Annotated in this window: 12 protein-coding genes; 3 read left to right on the forward strand and 9 right to left on the reverse strand. The window is 68.3% G+C overall.

Annotated features, from left to right (window positions below):
- Positions 1–83: 83 nt before the first annotated feature.
- Positions 84–704 carry a TetR/AcrR family transcriptional regulator gene (locus ACQHGV_RS10395; protein WP_440978135.1) on the forward strand — a complete coding sequence of 207 codons (621 nt, stop codon included), beginning with the start codon at positions 84–86 and terminating at the stop codon, positions 702–704.
- 142 nt (positions 705–846) lie between these two features.
- Here the strand turns inward: ACQHGV_RS10395 and nagZ are convergent, their stop codons facing one another.
- Genes nagZ through argS form a run of 3 tightly spaced genes read right to left on the reverse strand, consistent with a single transcriptional unit; the run spans position 847 to position 4370 of the window.
- Positions 847–1851: a beta-N-acetylhexosaminidase gene (nagZ, locus tag ACQHGV_RS10400; protein ID WP_440978136.1), complete on the reverse strand. Its 1005-nt coding sequence runs from the start codon at positions 1849–1851 to the stop codon at positions 847–849.
- Positions 1852–1896: 45 nt separating this feature from the next.
- Positions 1897–2646: an SPOR domain-containing protein gene (locus ACQHGV_RS10405; protein WP_440978137.1), complete on the reverse strand. Its 750-nt coding sequence runs from the start codon at positions 2644–2646 to the stop codon at positions 1897–1899.
- On the reverse strand, positions 2646–4370 hold the full coding sequence (gene argS, locus ACQHGV_RS10410; RefSeq protein WP_440978138.1) for an arginine--tRNA ligase: 1725 nt from the start codon (positions 4368–4370) through the stop codon (positions 2646–2648). Before argS ends, ACQHGV_RS10405 begins: the two co-directional genes overlap by 1 nt.
- Positions 4371–4615: 245 nt before the next feature.
- Here argS and ACQHGV_RS10415 point away from each other — a divergent pair, with 245 nt between their 5' ends.
- Positions 4616–4915 (forward strand): hypothetical protein, encoded by a 300-nt coding sequence (locus tag ACQHGV_RS10415; protein WP_440978139.1) that lies wholly within the window; start codon positions 4616–4618, stop codon positions 4913–4915.
- A 164-nt stretch (positions 4916–5079) separates the two neighbouring features.
- Complete coding sequence (locus tag ACQHGV_RS10420; RefSeq protein WP_440978140.1) at positions 5080–6006, forward strand: cation diffusion facilitator family transporter; 927 nt, start codon at positions 5080–5082, stop codon at positions 6004–6006.
- Between the two features lie 184 nt (positions 6007–6190).
- Here the strand turns inward: ACQHGV_RS10420 and ACQHGV_RS10425 are convergent, their stop codons facing one another.
- From ACQHGV_RS10425 to ACQHGV_RS10450, 6 genes are all read right to left on the reverse strand, one after another.
- Positions 6191–7357 carry a deoxyguanosinetriphosphate triphosphohydrolase gene (locus ACQHGV_RS10425; RefSeq protein WP_440978141.1) on the reverse strand — a complete coding sequence of 389 codons (1167 nt, stop codon included), beginning with the start codon at positions 7355–7357 and terminating at the stop codon, positions 6191–6193.
- A 4-nt stretch (positions 7358–7361) separates the two neighbouring features.
- Positions 7362–9407, reverse strand: coding sequence for an SPOR domain-containing protein (locus ACQHGV_RS10430; RefSeq protein ID WP_440978142.1), 2046 nt, complete (start codon positions 9405–9407; stop codon positions 7362–7364).
- A gap of 810 nt (positions 9408–10217) precedes the next feature.
- Positions 10218–11759: a cell division protein FtsZ gene (gene ftsZ, locus ACQHGV_RS10435; RefSeq protein ID WP_440978143.1), complete on the reverse strand. Its 1542-nt coding sequence runs from the start codon at positions 11757–11759 to the stop codon at positions 10218–10220.
- A gap of 119 nt (positions 11760–11878) precedes the next feature.
- Complete coding sequence (ftsA, locus tag ACQHGV_RS10440) at positions 11879–13138, reverse strand: cell division protein FtsA (RefSeq protein WP_409787284.1); 1260 nt, start codon at positions 13136–13138, stop codon at positions 11879–11881.
- A gap of 7 nt (positions 13139–13145) precedes the next feature.
- A complete protein-coding gene (locus tag ACQHGV_RS10445) occupies positions 13146–14099 on the reverse strand; it encodes a cell division protein FtsQ/DivIB (RefSeq protein ID WP_440978144.1) in 954 nt (317 codons plus the stop codon).
- A complete protein-coding gene (locus ACQHGV_RS10450; RefSeq protein WP_440978145.1) occupies positions 14096–15028 on the reverse strand; it encodes a D-alanine--D-alanine ligase in 933 nt (310 codons plus the stop codon). The genes ACQHGV_RS10445 and ACQHGV_RS10450 overlap by 4 nt, the downstream gene beginning before the upstream one ends.
- Between the last annotated feature and the right edge of the window lie 68 nt (positions 15029–15096).

Raw genomic sequence — 15096 nt, forward strand, 5'->3', positions numbered from 1 at the left:
CGGTTCCGAAGGCGAGACGCGCCGGCCCGCCCGACCGACGACGACCTTTTAAATCATCGCTGGTTGATTTATCCGCGCGTGCCATGACGACCATGATCACCCGCCGCACCCGAGGGCGTCCGCGTAAAGAGGAAGGTCCCGATCCCCGTCAGATCCTTGACGCGGCCGTTGCCGCCTTTGCCCAGCATGGTTGGGAGGGGACCCATTTGCGTCAGGTCGCGGAGGCGGCCGGGGTCGACGCCGCGCTGATCGCCCGGCGCTATGACGGCAAGATGGGGCTGTGGCAGGCGATCGTCGACGATGTCTCGCGCCGGCTGGAGGACATGTTCGCGAATGTCGCGCAAGGCCCCGACGCACCGGCGCGGGACCGGCTGGCCGGTGCGGTCGAGGCGTTTGTGCGGCTGAACCTGGAGCTGCCCGATCTGGGCCGGTTCTTCATCGACCAGATTTCCCGGCCGGGCGTGCGACGCGACTATGTGATCGCGCGGATGTGGGAGGTGTACCGTGCAGCCATGCTGCCGATCGTGGCAGAGGCGCACGGTCCCGCCCGGCCGGGACGTGATCCGGCGGTATACGTCAGCCTGCTCCTGGGGGCGGTCGCGATGCCGCTGATGATGCGGTCGATGACGATGACGGATTGGGACGACCCGGTGGTGCGGGAAAATTTCGTGCAGAATGTGCTACGGCTGTTCGTCGAGCAATGACCCTTATTCCTCCCCTGTAAGGGGAGGGGGACCATGCGGAGCATGGTGGAGGGGGATCGCCACTTGGGATGTCCTATGGGGAAGCCCCCCCTCCGTCAGGGCTACGCCCTGCCACCTCCCCGTGCCGGGGAGGATTTGGGATTCAATCCGCCAGTGCGAGGAGCGCGTCGCGCCGGGCGATCAGGTCGGCGAAGTCGCCCTCCACTGCTCCGACACTGGCCATGGCCCGATCGAGCCGTACCCGCGCCGCCTCGGTGATTGCAGGCACGCGGCCCGCGATCTCGACCATCTCGTCCATCCGCGCCCAACAATCGAGCACGAGGTCGCACCCCGCCGCCAGCGCACCTGCCGCCTTCTCGCCGGCAGTGCCGCTCAGCGCCTTCATGTCGATGTCGTCGGTCATCAACAGACCATCGAAGCCGATCCGCCGGCGGATGATGTCCTCGATCACGACCGGCGACAGCGTGGCGGGGCGCTCGGCGTCCCACGCCTCGAAGACGATATGGCTGGTCATGCCCATCGGTGCGGCGGCCAGCGTGCGGAAGGGTTCGAGGTCGACCACCAGCTCCGCCTCGCTCGCGGTAACGGTGGGGAGCAGATGGTGCGAGTCGACCAGCGCCCGACCATGGCCGGGCATGTGCTTGACCACGCCGACGACACCCGCCGCCGCCAGCCCCTCCAGCATCGCGCGCCCGAGCGCCGCGACCTGCATCGGCTCCGCGCCGTAAGCCCGGCATGCGATCGCCTCGGTGGTGTCGGCCTGCGCGACATCGAGCAGCGGCGCGCAATCGACGGTGATGCCGACCTCGCGCAGCATCAGGCCCAGCGCCTGGCCATTGGCGCGCATCGCCTGGATGGCCGACATCGGCGCGATGGCATAGAGTTCGGCGAAGGCGGGCCCGGCGGGGAAGGCCGGCCATTCGGGCGGCCCCATGCGGGCGACACGGCCCCCTTCCTGATCGATCAGGATCGCCAGATCGTCACGCCCCGCCAGCGCGCGAAGGTCGTCGGTCAGCGCGCGCAGCTGCGCCCGATCGACGATGTTGCGCTTGAACAGGATATAGCCCGCCGGTTCGACCGAGGCGAAGAACGCCCGTTCCTCGGGGGTGAGCACCGGGCCCGACAGGCCGAAAATGACGGGGATCATGGCAGGCTCCGGCCCCCGGCGCGCCAGCACCGGGGGTGTGATCGATCAGCTGGCGACGAAGCAGGCCTCGCCCGCGACGCGCAGGCGGCCGCAAATATCGGCGGCCTGGTTGGCGCTGCCGGTGTTGACGCGCAGGCGGTAGAGCGTCTTGCCGTTCGACGCGACCGGCTGGACCACTTTGCCCAGCGCCGCGACATAGGAGAAGCGCTTCGAAAAACGATCCCAGGCCGCATTGGCCGAGGCCTCGCTGGGATAGGCGCCCAACTGGACCATCGAACCGCTGCCCGAAGGGGCGGCCGGCGCGGGCCGTGCGGCGGTCACCGGGGCGGGCGCGACCAGCTTGCCGCCAGATTCGGGCACTTGTGCCACGGCGTTGCGGCCGCCATTGGGTTCGCTCGGCTTCTGGACGACGCGGGTGCCGTTCATCGGCGCTTCGGGCACGGCGCGCAGATCGATCGCGCCGGTGCCGCCGGTCTTGCCCGCACTGGTAGCGATGGCGGTATCGCCCTCGCCCTTGACCTTCAGCCCGCCGGGATCGGCCGGACGCACCTTGTAATCGCCCTCGGGCGCGGCGATCAGCGCACCGTCACCGTCACCGTCGCTTGCGGCGCGGCTCGCCTGCCATTTGTAGAAGCCGAAGCCGATCGCGGCCAGGATCGCCAGGCCGATGATGACCAGCGCCACGACCTTGCCGATGCCGACGCCCTCAGGTTCGTCGGGCTCGACCGTCTCCAGCCAGGGAAGGCGATCCTCCTCGGGCCGGTCATATCCGCGCAGGTCCATCTCGTCCGCCATCACTTCATCTCCGACACAGCCTCGACGCCCATTAGCGCCAGACCGTTACGAATGATTTGCCCGATCCCATCGGCCAGGAAAAGACGCGCGGTGGTGACGGCGGCGTCTTCGGCGATCAGGAAGCGGCGATCGGGGCGATCATTGCCGACATTCCAGGCGGCATGGAAGGCCGCCGCCAGGTCGTAGAGATAGAATGCGATACGATGGGGTTCGCGCGCGGCGGCCGCCGTCTCGACGATGCGCGGGAACTGTGCGGCCAGCTTCACCAGCGCCAGATCCTCGGCGTCGAGCAGCGCCAGATCGGCCGCGCCGCCCGCAATCCCCGCCTCGGCGGCGCGACGCTTGAGCGAGGCGATGCGGGCATGGGCGTACTGCACGTAGAAGACAGGATTGTCCTTCGATGCCTCGACCACCTTGGCGAAGTCGAAATCCATCTGCGCGTCCGACCGCCGCGTCAGCATGGTAAAGCGCACGACGTCCTTGCCGACCTCGCGCACGACATCGGCCAGCGTCACGAAATTGCCCGCGCGCTTCGACATCTTCACCGGCTCGCCGCCGCGCAGCAGGCGGACCATCTGGACGAGCTTCACGTCGAACTTGGTCTTGCCACCGGTCAGCGCCTCGACCGCCGCGACGATGCGCTTGACGGTGCCGGCATGGTCGGCGCCCCAGATGTCGATTAGCTGATCGGCACTCTGCGCCTTCTGATAGTGATAGGCCAGGTCGGCGCCGAAATAGGTCCAGGCGCCGTTCGACTTCTTGATCGGCCGATCCTGGTCGTCGCCGAACTGGCTGGAGCGGAACAGCGGCAGTTCAACCGGCTCCCAGTCCTCGGGCGTCTCGCCCTTGGGGGCCTCCAGCACGCCGTCATAGACCAGGCCGCGCGAGCGCAGCTCGGCCTCGGCCGCCTCGGGCTTGCCCGCCGCCTGCAACTCGGCTTCGGAGGAGAAGAGGTCGTGATGGATGCCGAGCAGCGCCAGATCCTCGCGGATCATCGCCATCATCGCCTCGACCGCGCGGGTGCGGAACAGGATCAGCCATTCGCTCTCGGGCGCATCAACGTACTTGTCGCCATATTCGGCGGCGAGTTCGGCACCGATCGGCTTCAGATACTCGCCCGGATACAGGCCTTCGGGAATTTCGATCGTCGCGCCCAGCGCCTCGCGGTAGCGCAGGTGCGCCGAGCGGGCGAGCACATCGACCTGGCCGCCGGCGTCGTTGACATAATATTCGCGGATGACCTTATGGCCCGCGAACTCCAACAGCGTGGCGAGCGCGTCGCCCACCACCGCGCCGCGGCAATGGCCCATATGCATCGGCCCCGTCGGATTGGCCGAGACATATTCGATATTGACGGTCACACCCTGCCCACGCGCCGAACGGCCATAATCGCCGCCCGCCTGCGGGATCGCGGCCAGTTCGTCACGCCACGCCGCCTCGGTCAGCCGCATGTTGAGGAAGCCCGGCCCCGCGACCGAGACGCTCTCCACTTCGTCCAGCTTGCCCAGCTCGGCGGCGATCGCCTCGGCCAGCGCGCGCGGATTGGTGCCGGCGGGCTTGGCCAGCACCATCGCGGCGTTGGTGGCGAGGTCGCCATGGCTGGCGTCGCGCGGCGGCTCGACCGTGACGTTGCGGCGATCCAGCCCGCCGGGCAGCGTGCCGGCGGCGACCAGCGTGTCCAGCGCCGCATCGATATGCGCGGCAAAGCGGGTGTAGAGGGTCATCACATCGTCCGATCGGGGTAGCAAAGCGTTGCGCTTTAGCGACATCGGCGCGCCGCTTCAAATCATGCTTGGCCCCTGTTCGAGACGGACGACGGGGACGGATGCGCCCACTGCAATCGCGGCACAGGCCTTTGCAGTTGCCGGCCATGCTGCACCGCAATAAATTGTCGGACGAAAGTTGAAAGCGCGGGCAAACGCGCGAGAGGACCTGATCCGGCTCAACGCACAATGCGGGAGTTTCGATCATGCGCAAGACCATTCTGATCCTGGCCGCCACCGTCGTCGCCGCCATTCCGACCTTCGGTGCCGTCGCCGCCGAGGGCGAGCAGCGCTTCGTTCACGAAGGCAGCACCTATGTCTACACCCGGTCGGTCGACAACGGCCACCCGGTCATCGAAGGCCATCGCTATCCCGGCGGCGAGGCGTTCCGCTTCGTCGTGAAGGGCCACCGCGTGACCGGCTTCACCGGCAACGGCCCGGTGTCGTTCAGCACCTACGAAGCCAAGGGCGCGACCGGCGCCGGCATCGAGACCAGCGCCCGCTGATACGCGGCACCGGTTCCGAACGGCATGAGGCGGCTCGCCCCCCACGGGGCGGGCCGCTTTCTTTTTGCGGGAAAGACCGCATCCCGTACTCGAAACCCCGATTGGCATGGCACCATTACGCATCCGTATTGGTTATGCGGCGCGAGGGATCGGGACACAGGGACATGCAGACAGAACAGGGAATCTTACGCCTCTCCATCGCGGTGACGTTCCTGATGGCCGTGCTCGGCGCGGTGATCGGCCTGATCGCGGGGTCGTCGGCGATCATGTTCGACGGTGTGTACGGCCTGATCGATGCGGTGATGACCGGGCTGGCGCTGATGGTCGCGCGGCTGATCGCGGCGTCGAATGCGGCCGACGCGATGGGCCAGAGCTATAGCAAGCGCTTCACCATGGGCTTCTGGCATCTCGAGCCGATCGTGCTGGGGGTGAACGGCATGCTCCTGACCGGCGCGGCGCTCTATGCGATGCTGGATGCGACCCGCATCATCCTGGGCGGCGGCCATGCGCCCTCGTTCGGCGCGGTTCTGATCTATACGGGGATCAGCCTGATCATCGACCTGGGGATGGCGTTCTACGTACGCCGGGCCAACCGGTCGATCGGGTCGGAGTTCGTGGCGATGGACGCGCGCTCCTGGGGCATGACGGCGGCGCTCAGCGGATCGCTGTTCGCCTCTTTCGTCGTCGGCCATGCGATCGACGGCGGCCGCTGGGCGTGGATGACCCCCTATATCGATCCGGTCGCGCTGCTGATCATCTGTATCGTCATCATCCCCGTGCCGATCGCCAGCGTGCGCAAAGCGCTGTCCGAAATCCTGCTCGTCACCCCCTATGACCTGCGGGTGCAGGTCGAGGATGTGGCGGACAGGATCGATGCCGCACACGGCTTTCTGGGCCATCGCGCCTTCGTCGCGCGGGTCGGGCGCGGCATCCAGATCGAGCTGAACTTCATCGTGCCGCGCCACTGGCCGGCACGCCGCCTGGAGGAATGGGACGCGCTGCGCGACGAGATCGGCCAGGCGCTGGGCCATGACAGCCCGGACTTGTGGCTGACCATCGTCTTCACCACCGACCCCGAATGGGTCCATTGACGCGCAAGGCCGAGGCGACCTGCCCTCGTCGAAGTGTGACGACCATGTCTCGGCCGAAGCAAGCCCCTCCCCTTAAGGGAAGGGGTTGGGGTGGGGCCTCTCCACCGGCGCAACGTCTTGGGGAGGTGCCCCACCCCCGTCCCCTCCGCTTAAGGGGAGGGTTTTTTTGGCAGATTGTCGCGCGTCAGAACCCCTCGGGCAGGTCGATCGGGCCGACGATCTGCTGATAGCTGCGCACGGCGTAGCGATCGGTCATGCCAGCGATGAAGTCGGCGATATGCCGGCTGCGCTCGGGTTCCCCCTCGGGCAGACGTTCGCGCCATTCCTCGGGCAACAGCGCCGGGTCGGCACGATAGGCGGCGAACAGCCCCTTGACGATGCCATGCGCCGCATCCGCCGCCGCCAGCTGGCGCGGGTGGTGATAGAGATTGGCGTACATGAAGCGCTTCAGGTCGCGCTCCTCGACCCGCATCGCGTCCGAAAAGCCGACCAGCGCGCGGCCGGCGGCGCGGACATCGGCGACGTCCCCTACCCCGCTCTCGACGATCCGCCGCCGCGTCTCGGCGACCAGATCGTTGACCATCACCCCGATCTGCGAGCGGATCAGTTCGCTCGCCAGCCGCTTGGGGGCGACATCGGGAAATTTCGCCCGCGCCACGTCCCAGCCACGCGCGACCAGCGGCACCGCCAGCATCTGGTCGAGCGTCAACAGCCCGGCACGCAGGCCATCGTCGATGTCGTGATTGTCATAGGCGATGTCGTCGGCCAGCGCCGCGACCTGCGCCTCCAGCGAGGCATGGCTCTCCAGATCGAGCGGGAAGTCGGCATCCGCCTCACGCAGCGCCCAGCCGGGATGGCGCACCGGCCCGTTATGCTTGGCCAGCCCCTCCAGCGTCTCCCAAGTCAGGTTCAACCCGTCCCAGCGCGGATAAGGCCGCTCGATCGTCGTCAGCGTGCGCAGCGTATGGCCGTTGTGATCGAACCCGCCCTGATCGGTCAGCGCCGCCTTCAGCGCATCCTCGCCGGCATGGCCGAAGGGCGGATGGCCGATGTCATGCGCCAGGCATAGCGCCTCGGTCAGGTCCTCATTCAGTCCCAGCGTGCGCGCGATCGTCCGGCCGATCTGCGCGACCTCCAGGCTATGGGTCAGGCGGACACGAAAATGGTCGCCATCGGGGGCCATGAAGACCTGCGTCTTGTGACGCAGCCGGCGGAAGCTGATCGAATGGATGATCCGGTCGCGATCGCGCTGGAACGCGTCACGCGGGCCACGCTCCAGCCCCTTGGTCTCGTCATGGCCGCGTCCCCGGCTCTGCTCGGGAAACGACGCCCAGGGCGCGAAGCGGGTCATCGCGTTACTTCGCGTCGAGCCGCGTGACCGCCTGCCCCGCCTCGCTGCTGACCGGGAAGGCCGACACGCCCTTCTTGGCCAGCTTGTTGATGAACGCCCGAGCCTCGTCATCGGTCTTGAACGGGCCGGTCAGCACGCGGTGCGTCGCGCGCAGCGGCGTCTTGTAACCCTGATGCCCGGCGAAGAGTTCGGGCGCCTTGGCCTTGGTCGCAGCCCAGGCCTTGGGCAGGTCGCTCTCGTTCGCGCCGCCCGCGACCTGAACCCAGATGCGCGACGGGTTGGCGCGCGCCTTGCGCTTCTCCTCGGCGGCTTCCTTGTCGGCGAGCGCCTTCTTCTCGGCCTCGGCCTTTTTGAGCGCCAGCGCCTTCTTGTCGGCGGCGGCCTTGGCGAGCTTGGCCTTGCGCTCGGCGGCAATCGCCTTGGGATCGCGGACGGGCGGCTCGACGACTTCGGCCGCCTTTTCGCGCGCGGCCTCATCCCGCTCGGCCTTGGCCTTCGCCTCGGCCAGGACGCGCTGCGAGCCGCTGCTCATCGGCGTATTGGCGGCGATCACGGCGGGGCGGTCCGGCCCCTCGACGCCGAGTTCGGAGGCGGGGATCGACAAATTGGCGACGATCCTCGCCAGCACCGAATCCTCACGCACCGCCCGTGCCGCCGCCAGCGAGGTGCGGCGCGGTGCCGAAGCCACGGGGTTCGGCGCCGGTGCGGGTTCCTCGGTCCGGGGTGGCAGCGGCTGGATCATCGCGGTGGCCACCGCCGTCGGGGTCGGTGCGGTCGTCGCGGTCTGTGCCATCTCGACCGGCGGCGTGACGGGCGTGGCTTGCGCGACCGATGTCGCGGGCGTCGGCAGCGGTTGCACGGTCGCGGCCTGCGCGACCTGGGTCGGCGGTGTCGTCGCCGGCAGCGGTTGGATCATGGGCCGCGCCGGCTCGGTCGCCGTGACGCTGGTGGCGGGCGCTGAGGATGTTGCCGCCGGCAGGGACGAGGTGAAACCGGGCAGCGGCTGAACCATGCGCATGGGCGCGGCGGCGGGCGTGACGCGCTGCTCGGTCGGTGTACGCACCGGCGTGGCCGATGCCATCTGGACCGGCGCGGGCGACGGCGTCGTGCTGGGAACGCTGGACGCCAGCGCCACACCGCGATTGCCGCGCGCCGTGGTGCGGCCCGCACGACGCGGATCGGTCCGCGTCGCGACGGGGGCTGCGACCGGGGTCGTCGTCGCCATCTGTACCGGCGCGGTGGTCGGCGTCAGCGCGGGGAGAACCGGTGCCAGCCGCGCATCGGCCAGTCGCTCGGGCGTGGCGCGCGTCTCGCCGAAATGCACGGCAAAAGCGCGATCGACCGCCGGCAGGGTCGGCAGACGCTGGAAAAAGGGTTGCAGCCCCTGCGCCAGTTGCGGCGGCATCATCGTCGCGGCGATGCGCGTCGCCTCGGGCATGTCGCCGGTCATCGCCAGGATGAAGGCGCGCGCGCGCCAGGCGGCGCGGTCGGTCTTGCGCAGCAGCGGGTCGAGCTGTTCGAGCGCCTGCTCGCGCTGCCCCGAAATGCCGAGCGACAGCGCATAGCGGCGGATGATCTCGTCGGTCGGCGCGCTGGCGATCGCGGTGCGATATTCGCGCTGCGCCCGGGGCTGATCGCCGACCAGGTCATAGGCAAAGCCGCGATCGGCCGCGAACTGCGCGCTCGGCAGTCCCGCCGCCTCGGCCTGCGCGAAGTAACGCAGCGCCTCGCCCGGCCGCTCGGAGCGGACGAGGATCGACCCCATGCCCGCCTTGATCCGGGGATCGCGCGGATCGACCTTTTCGGCACGCGCCAGCAGCGAGGCCGCGCCCGACAGGTCGTCGAGATGGATGGACAGCTGTGCCGCTTCGATCAGCGCATTCACGTCGCGCGGGTTCTGCGCCACGCGGCGCATCACGTCCCCCAGCCGATCGGCATCGGTCGTACCGGGAAGCGCCTGGACCATCGCCTGGGCCAAAAGCGGAAACGGAGCGGTCGCCAGCATCAGGGCGAGCGCCAACGAAGCGCGGGAAAGGAAGGTCGGCGTCATGGGACTGGGTCCCATAAAGCGCGTTTCGCGCTGCCGGGCAATGGGGATCGCACGCGCCGCGCGCCCGGTTGTTCCACACGGTCGACCAAAAGGCCGGGGCGAGCTGGGGATCAGCGCGGATGGCGGGTTAAGAGCGCAGCCGAGCCCTGTCAGGCCATCAACGCTTGGATCGGACGGGGCGCTGCTCCTTGGACCGAATCCTTCCGAGGTCTTCAAGGGCGTCGGCAGATCGAAGAACGGCATATCCCGGAGAGGGGGACAGACGGCCATTCCCGTCCCCTATGCCTTCACGATCACAGGGATGGTAGATGGCGCCAGGCAAGTCCCTCCCCTTCAGGGGAGGGGTTGGGGTGGGGCCTCACCCATCACGAAGCGCTCGGGGAAGCGCCTCTCCCCCGCCCCTCCGTCGCAGGAAATCATGCAAAATTCTGCACACCACCCCGGCGCAGGCCGGGGTCCAGCGAGGCAAGCGCCAATAAGCGATGGAAAGCGTTCAGCATCTGGACCCCGGCCTTCGCCAGGGTGGTGCGTGAGGAGCCAAGAAACGCCAATTCCACGACGCCCCCCCTAAAAGGGAGGCCGGCTTCTCCACATACGACGTGCTCGCGGATAGGCCCCACCCCCGTCCCCTCCCCTGAAGGGGAGGGGTGATTTCGTTTCGGGCTTCCCGGCTCCGATCGGGATCATTACCGCAGATAGAGCCGCATCCGCCACTCGCACCCGACGCCTGCGCAGCAACAAAAAGGCCCACCCGATCGCTCGGGCAGGCCCTTTTGCAACGTCTTCGCCAGTCGGACCAGCGAAAGCGGCTTACTGGTTGTTCTGACGGTGCAGGAAGCGGGGGATGTCGAGCGACGAGTCGCCCGATCCTTGCGCATTGTCGTCACGCTGCGCACCGCGCGCCGCGTTCGACATGCGCTCGAACAACGTACCACCCAGCTTCACGCGCGGTGCGGGCTGGGCCGGCACCTCGCCGGCCTCGCTGCCGGGGGCCAGCCAGCGGCGGCGGGCTTCTTCCGAACCGGGCGCCGGCTCGACCGAAGCGCTGTGGGTCGGGGCCTGGGGCTGCGCCGGTGCGGCGGGGACCATCGTGTCGGCACCCAGGACCAGTTCGTCCTCCGGCGCCGGCTGCGGCGCGGCGGGGGCCGCGACCGGCGCCGGCGGCGGCGTCACCACCGGTGCGGCCGGGGTCACGCTGGGCGACGGTGCGGGCTGCGACACCACGGGGGCAGGCGTTGGGGCCGGGGTGGCGACCTGCGACGCAGGGGTGGCGGCGGTCGGCTCGCTCGGGCGATAGCTGGGCGTGTCGTCGGTCTTGCGCGCCATGCCGCCCATGCTGAAGCTGCTGCGCTGCGCCTCGACCGGCGCGGCGGCACCCGGCTTCACATCGGCGTCGATGCCGGTGGCGACCACCGACACGCGGATGCGGCCTTCCAGTTCGGGATTGAACGCCGAACCCCAGATGATGTTGGCTTCGGGATCGACCAGCTCGCGAATGTGATTCGCCGCCTCGTCCACTTCGAGCAGGCGCATGTCGTCGCCGCCAGTGATCGAGATGATGACGCCCTTGGCGCCCTGCATCGACACGCCGTCGAGCAGCGGGTTGGCGATCGCCTTCTGCGCTGCTTCGATCGCGCGATTGTCGCCGGTGGCCTCACCGGTGCCCATCATCGCCTTGCCCATCTCCTGCATCACCGAACGGACGTCGGCGAAGTCGAGGTTGATGAGGCCCGGCATGACCATCAGGTCGGTGATGCCGCGCACGCCCTGCTGCAGCACCTCGTCCGCCATCGCGAACGCTTCCTTGAAGGTGGTGTTGGCGTTGGCGATCAGGAACAGGTTCTGGTTCGGGATGACGATCAGCGTATCGACGTACTTCTGCAGTTCCTCGATGCCGCCATCGGCCGACTTGGCGCGACGATTGCCCTCGAACGCGAACGGCTTGGTCACGACGCCGACGGTCAGGATGCCCATGTCACGCGCCGCCTTGGCGATGACCGGGGCCGCACCGGTGCCGGTGCCGCCGCCCATGCCGGCGGCGATGAAGCACATGTGGCTGCCCTCGAGCATCTTGGAGAGATCCTCGATCGTCTCCTCGGCGGCGGCGCGGCCGATTTCCGGACGGCTGCCGGCGCCCAGCCCCTGCGTGATCTTGGCACCCAGCTGGACGCGACGCGGCGCGATCGACTGCTTCAGCGCCTGCGCGTCGGTATTGGCGACGAGGAAATCCACGCCCTGCACCTCGGCGCGCATCATGTTCGCGATCGCGTTGCCGCCGGCACCGCCGACACCGATCACCGCGATACGCGGCGTCAGTTCGTCGACCTCGGGTGCGATGAATTCGATGCTCATCCCAATTCTACTCCGCCGTTCCCGGTCGATACGCTAAGACCGGGCCCCTGAATAACTGTTAGTGCACCAGCGACCCGCCCGGTGCCAACCCAAAACTGCCCAGCATCGGGCCAATTTGCTTAATAATTCGCCTTCGCCGCCTGAATCAGCCGCCGGAACAGCCCCATGCCGCTCGGCCGGTGAACCGTCTGGTTCGTCGGCGCGATGCTGCGCAGGTCGATCGGGTCGGTCGCGGCATAGAAAGCCAGACCCGCGAGCGTCGCGAAAGCCGGCCCGCCATGCGCATCGGGCAGACCGGCCAGCCCGCGCGGCCGGCCGATGCGGACCGAGCGGCCCAGCGCCTGCTGCGCATAGTCGGCAATGCCCTTCAGCTCCGCGCCGCCACCGGTCAGCACGACCTGACGCCCGACCGGCCCCTCGAACTTCAGATGCTGGAGCGCCTTGCGAATCTCACCCATCTGATGCTCCAGCCGCTGGCGGATCACGCCGATCAGCTGTGCCTTGGTGATCTGCATCGTGTCGCCGCCGTCTTCGGCCGAGATCGGCGTCACTTGGAGCATGTCGTGATTGTCGCGCGGGGAGGCGTTGGCTGAGCCGTGGAAGCACTTCATCCGCTCCGCCATCTGCCGACGTGTGCCGAAGGCGGAAGCGACGTCGTCGGTGATGTCCGCCGCGCCCATCGGCAGCGAACAGAGACCGACCAGCATGCCGCCAGCGAACAGCGAGACATTGGTGATCCCCGCCCCCATCTCGACCAGTGCGACGCCCAGTTCGCGTTCTTCGTCGGACAGGCAGGCCAGACCCGTCGCGACGGGTGCCGCAATGATTGACTTCACCTCCAGATGCGCCGAGCGGACGCACAGATCGAGGTTGCGCACCGGCGAGCCGTCGGCGGCGACGACATGGATGTGCACGCCCAGCCGGTCGGCATGGAGGCCCAGCGGCTTCTTCACCCCCGTCAGCCCGTCGAGCGTGTAGAGCGCGGGCTGCGCGTGTAGTACCATGCGACCTTGCGGGTCGATCGAGTTGCGCCCGGCCGCCAGCAGCGCGTCGATATCGCCCTGTTCGACCTGATGGCCGCCTAGCTCGAACTCGACCTCGGCGACGTCGGACACCAGGCCGCCGGCCGAGAAGCCGACCCAGACATTCTCGATATTCAGCCCCGCGATCCGCTCGGCCTGTTCGACCGCCTCGCGCACCGCCGCCTCGGTCGCGCCCATATCGGCGATATAGCCGCGCTTGACGCCCCGGCTCTCGCGCTGGCCGGTGCCCAGCACGATCAGTTCACCGCCATCGCCCTTGCGCGCGATCAGCGCGGACACTTTGGACGACCCGATGTCCAGCGCGGTGATCAACCCTTCGGGTGCAATCTTTGCCATGACCTTGCTACCCCTGTGATGCCCCTTCGGCCGCTGCCGCCTCCGCGCCATTCCCGGGTGCGACATCGGCGGCACCGCCCCCGGCCTTTGCCGGATCAGCGAGCGCATGATTCTGATTCAAACCGGGCTTGCGCGCAACCAGCTTTGCGGGATCGCGCATATCGAAGCGCAGCCAGCCACGCCCGAGCAGCGGTCGCGAGCCGTCCATCGCGGCGAACTTCATCAGCGCCGCGCCCGCGCCCTCCTCGGGTAGCGCCAGCGTCTCGCCGCTGTCGAAGGTCAGATCCCAGCGACGATTGCCGATCCAGGTCGCCGCCTTCACACGCGGTTTAAGAGCCGGCGCGGCGGACAGGAGTGCCTGATAGGCGGGCTCCTGCAGATTGGCGCCCGGGCCGATGATCAGCGGCAGGTCGGGCATCGCTTCGGCCCGCACCGGTTCCAGAAGCACGCCGCTCGCATCGATCAGGGTCAGCTGGCCATTATCCTGCCACACCGCCGCCGGGCTGCGTTCGTCGATATCGACCAGCAGCGTATCGGGCAGCCGCCTGGAGACATGCGCGTCCTTGATCCAGCCGTAGCGCAGCAGCTTGGCGCGGACATCCTCCAGATTGACGAGCGGCATCGCCCGGCTCTGTTGATCGAGTGCGACGGCATAGACGGTCATCCGGTCCATGCGCTTCAGGCCGGTCACCTCGATCTGCTGGACGCGAAAACCGGCATGGCCCGCCTGTTCGGCGATCGCGGTGCCGATCATGCCGGGCACGCCGACATAGGTCGCGACCGCCAGCACCGCCGCACCCGCGCCGCCGAGGATCGTCCAGGTGACGGCCTTCTTGATCGTCTCCTCGCTGACCGGCACCTTGGCGAGCAACCGCTCGCTCAGCGTCGCGCGCTTGACCGGCTGGCGACGGCGCGGTGCCGGGCGGCGCGGCGGCGGGCCGCGCTTGATCGTGCGGCTCATCCCGCCTGATCCTTGTACCAGGCGACGGCCTCGTCGACGATCGCCTGGACCAGCGTGTCGTAATCCATGCCGACATGGCGGCCCTGCTCGGGCACGAGGCTGAGCGGGGTCATGCCGGGCTGAGTGTTGACCTCCAGCAGGAACAGCCCGTCGACGCCGCGCTCATCATCCCAGCGGAAGTCGGAGCGCGAGGCACCGCGACAGCCCAGGATACGATGCGCCTCGAGCGCGAGCGACTTGCAGGCCTCGGCGATTTCGTCGGAAATCTGTGCGGGGCAGACATGCTCGGTCAGGCCGTCCGTGTATTTCGCGTCGAAATCGTACCAGCCGTTCTTGGGCTTCAACTCGGTCACGCCCAGCGCGCGGCCGCCTAGAACGGCGGTCGTCAGTTCGCGGCCGCGGATATAAGGTTCGGCCAGCAATTCCTCGAACTCGGCCCAGGGGCCGCTCGCATCGCGGGCAATCGGGTTGCCATGATTGCTGGTGTCGGTGACGATCGCCACGCCGACCGAGGAGCCTTCATTCACCGGCTTGAGCACATAGGGGCGTGGCAACGGATCACCGGCGAACAGATCCTCCGACTTCACGATGCGACCGCCGGGCATGGGGATGCCATGCGGGACCAGCGCCTGCTTGGTCAGCACCTTGTCGATCGCGATGACCGAGGTGGCGAGGCCCGAATGGGTGTACGGAATGCCCATCAGGTCGAGCATCCCCTGCACCGTGCCATCCTCGCCGGGCGAGCCGTGCAGCGCGTTGAAGACGAGGTCGGGCTGGGCCTCGACCAGCTTGGCCGCGAGATCGCGGTCCATGTCGATCCGGGTGACGCGGTGACCGTTCCGCTCCAGCGCATCGGCGACGCCCGCCCCCGACATCAGCGACACCGGCCGCTCCGCCGACCAGCCGCCCATCAGTACGACGATATGCATCACGCGATCCTTGTTGTTTGCGTGGAGTCTTCTTCAATCCTCCCCAAGCTATGCTTGGGGAGGGGGAC

Source organism: Sphingomonas pseudosanguinis, from assembly GCF_052056765.1.
In the GTDB taxonomy this organism is placed as follows: domain Bacteria; phylum Pseudomonadota; class Alphaproteobacteria; order Sphingomonadales; family Sphingomonadaceae; genus Sphingomonas; species Sphingomonas pseudosanguinis.

Bases quoted from the DNA above. Each gene is read 5' to 3' on its own strand.
- ftsA (WP_409787284.1), bottom strand. From the start codon at position 13,138: ATGGCAAAGATTGCACCCGAAGGGTTGATCACCGCGCTGGACATCGGG.
- ftsZ (WP_440978143.1), bottom strand. From the start codon at position 11,759: ATGAGCATCGAATTCATCGCACCCGAGGTCGACGAACTGACGCCGCGT.
- ACQHGV_RS10405 (WP_440978137.1), bottom strand. From the start codon at position 2,646: ATGGCGGACGAGATGGACCTGCGCGGATATGACCGGCCCGAGGAGGAT.
- ACQHGV_RS10425 (WP_440978141.1), bottom strand. From the start codon at position 7,357: ATGACCCGCTTCGCGCCCTGGGCGTCGTTTCCCGAGCAGAGCCGGGGA.
- ACQHGV_RS10395 (WP_440978135.1), top strand. From the start codon at position 84: ATGACGACCATGATCACCCGCCGCACCCGAGGGCGTCCGCGTAAAGAG.
- argS (WP_440978138.1), bottom strand. From the start codon at position 4,370: ATGACCCTCTACACCCGCTTTGCCGCGCATATCGATGCGGCGCTGGAC.
- ACQHGV_RS10450 (WP_440978145.1), bottom strand. From the start codon at position 15,028: ATGCATATCGTCGTACTGATGGGCGGCTGGTCGGCGGAGCGGCCGGTG.
- nagZ (WP_440978136.1), bottom strand. From the start codon at position 1,851: ATGATCCCCGTCATTTTCGGCCTGTCGGGCCCGGTGCTCACCCCCGAG.
- ACQHGV_RS10415 (WP_440978139.1), top strand. From the start codon at position 4,616: ATGCGCAAGACCATTCTGATCCTGGCCGCCACCGTCGTCGCCGCCATT.
- ACQHGV_RS10445 (WP_440978144.1), bottom strand. From the start codon at position 14,099: ATGAGCCGCACGATCAAGCGCGGCCCGCCGCCGCGCCGCCCGGCACCG.
- ACQHGV_RS10420 (WP_440978140.1), top strand. From the start codon at position 5,080: ATGCAGACAGAACAGGGAATCTTACGCCTCTCCATCGCGGTGACGTTC.
- ACQHGV_RS10430 (WP_440978142.1), bottom strand. From the start codon at position 9,407: ATGACGCCGACCTTCCTTTCCCGCGCTTCGTTGGCGCTCGCCCTGATG.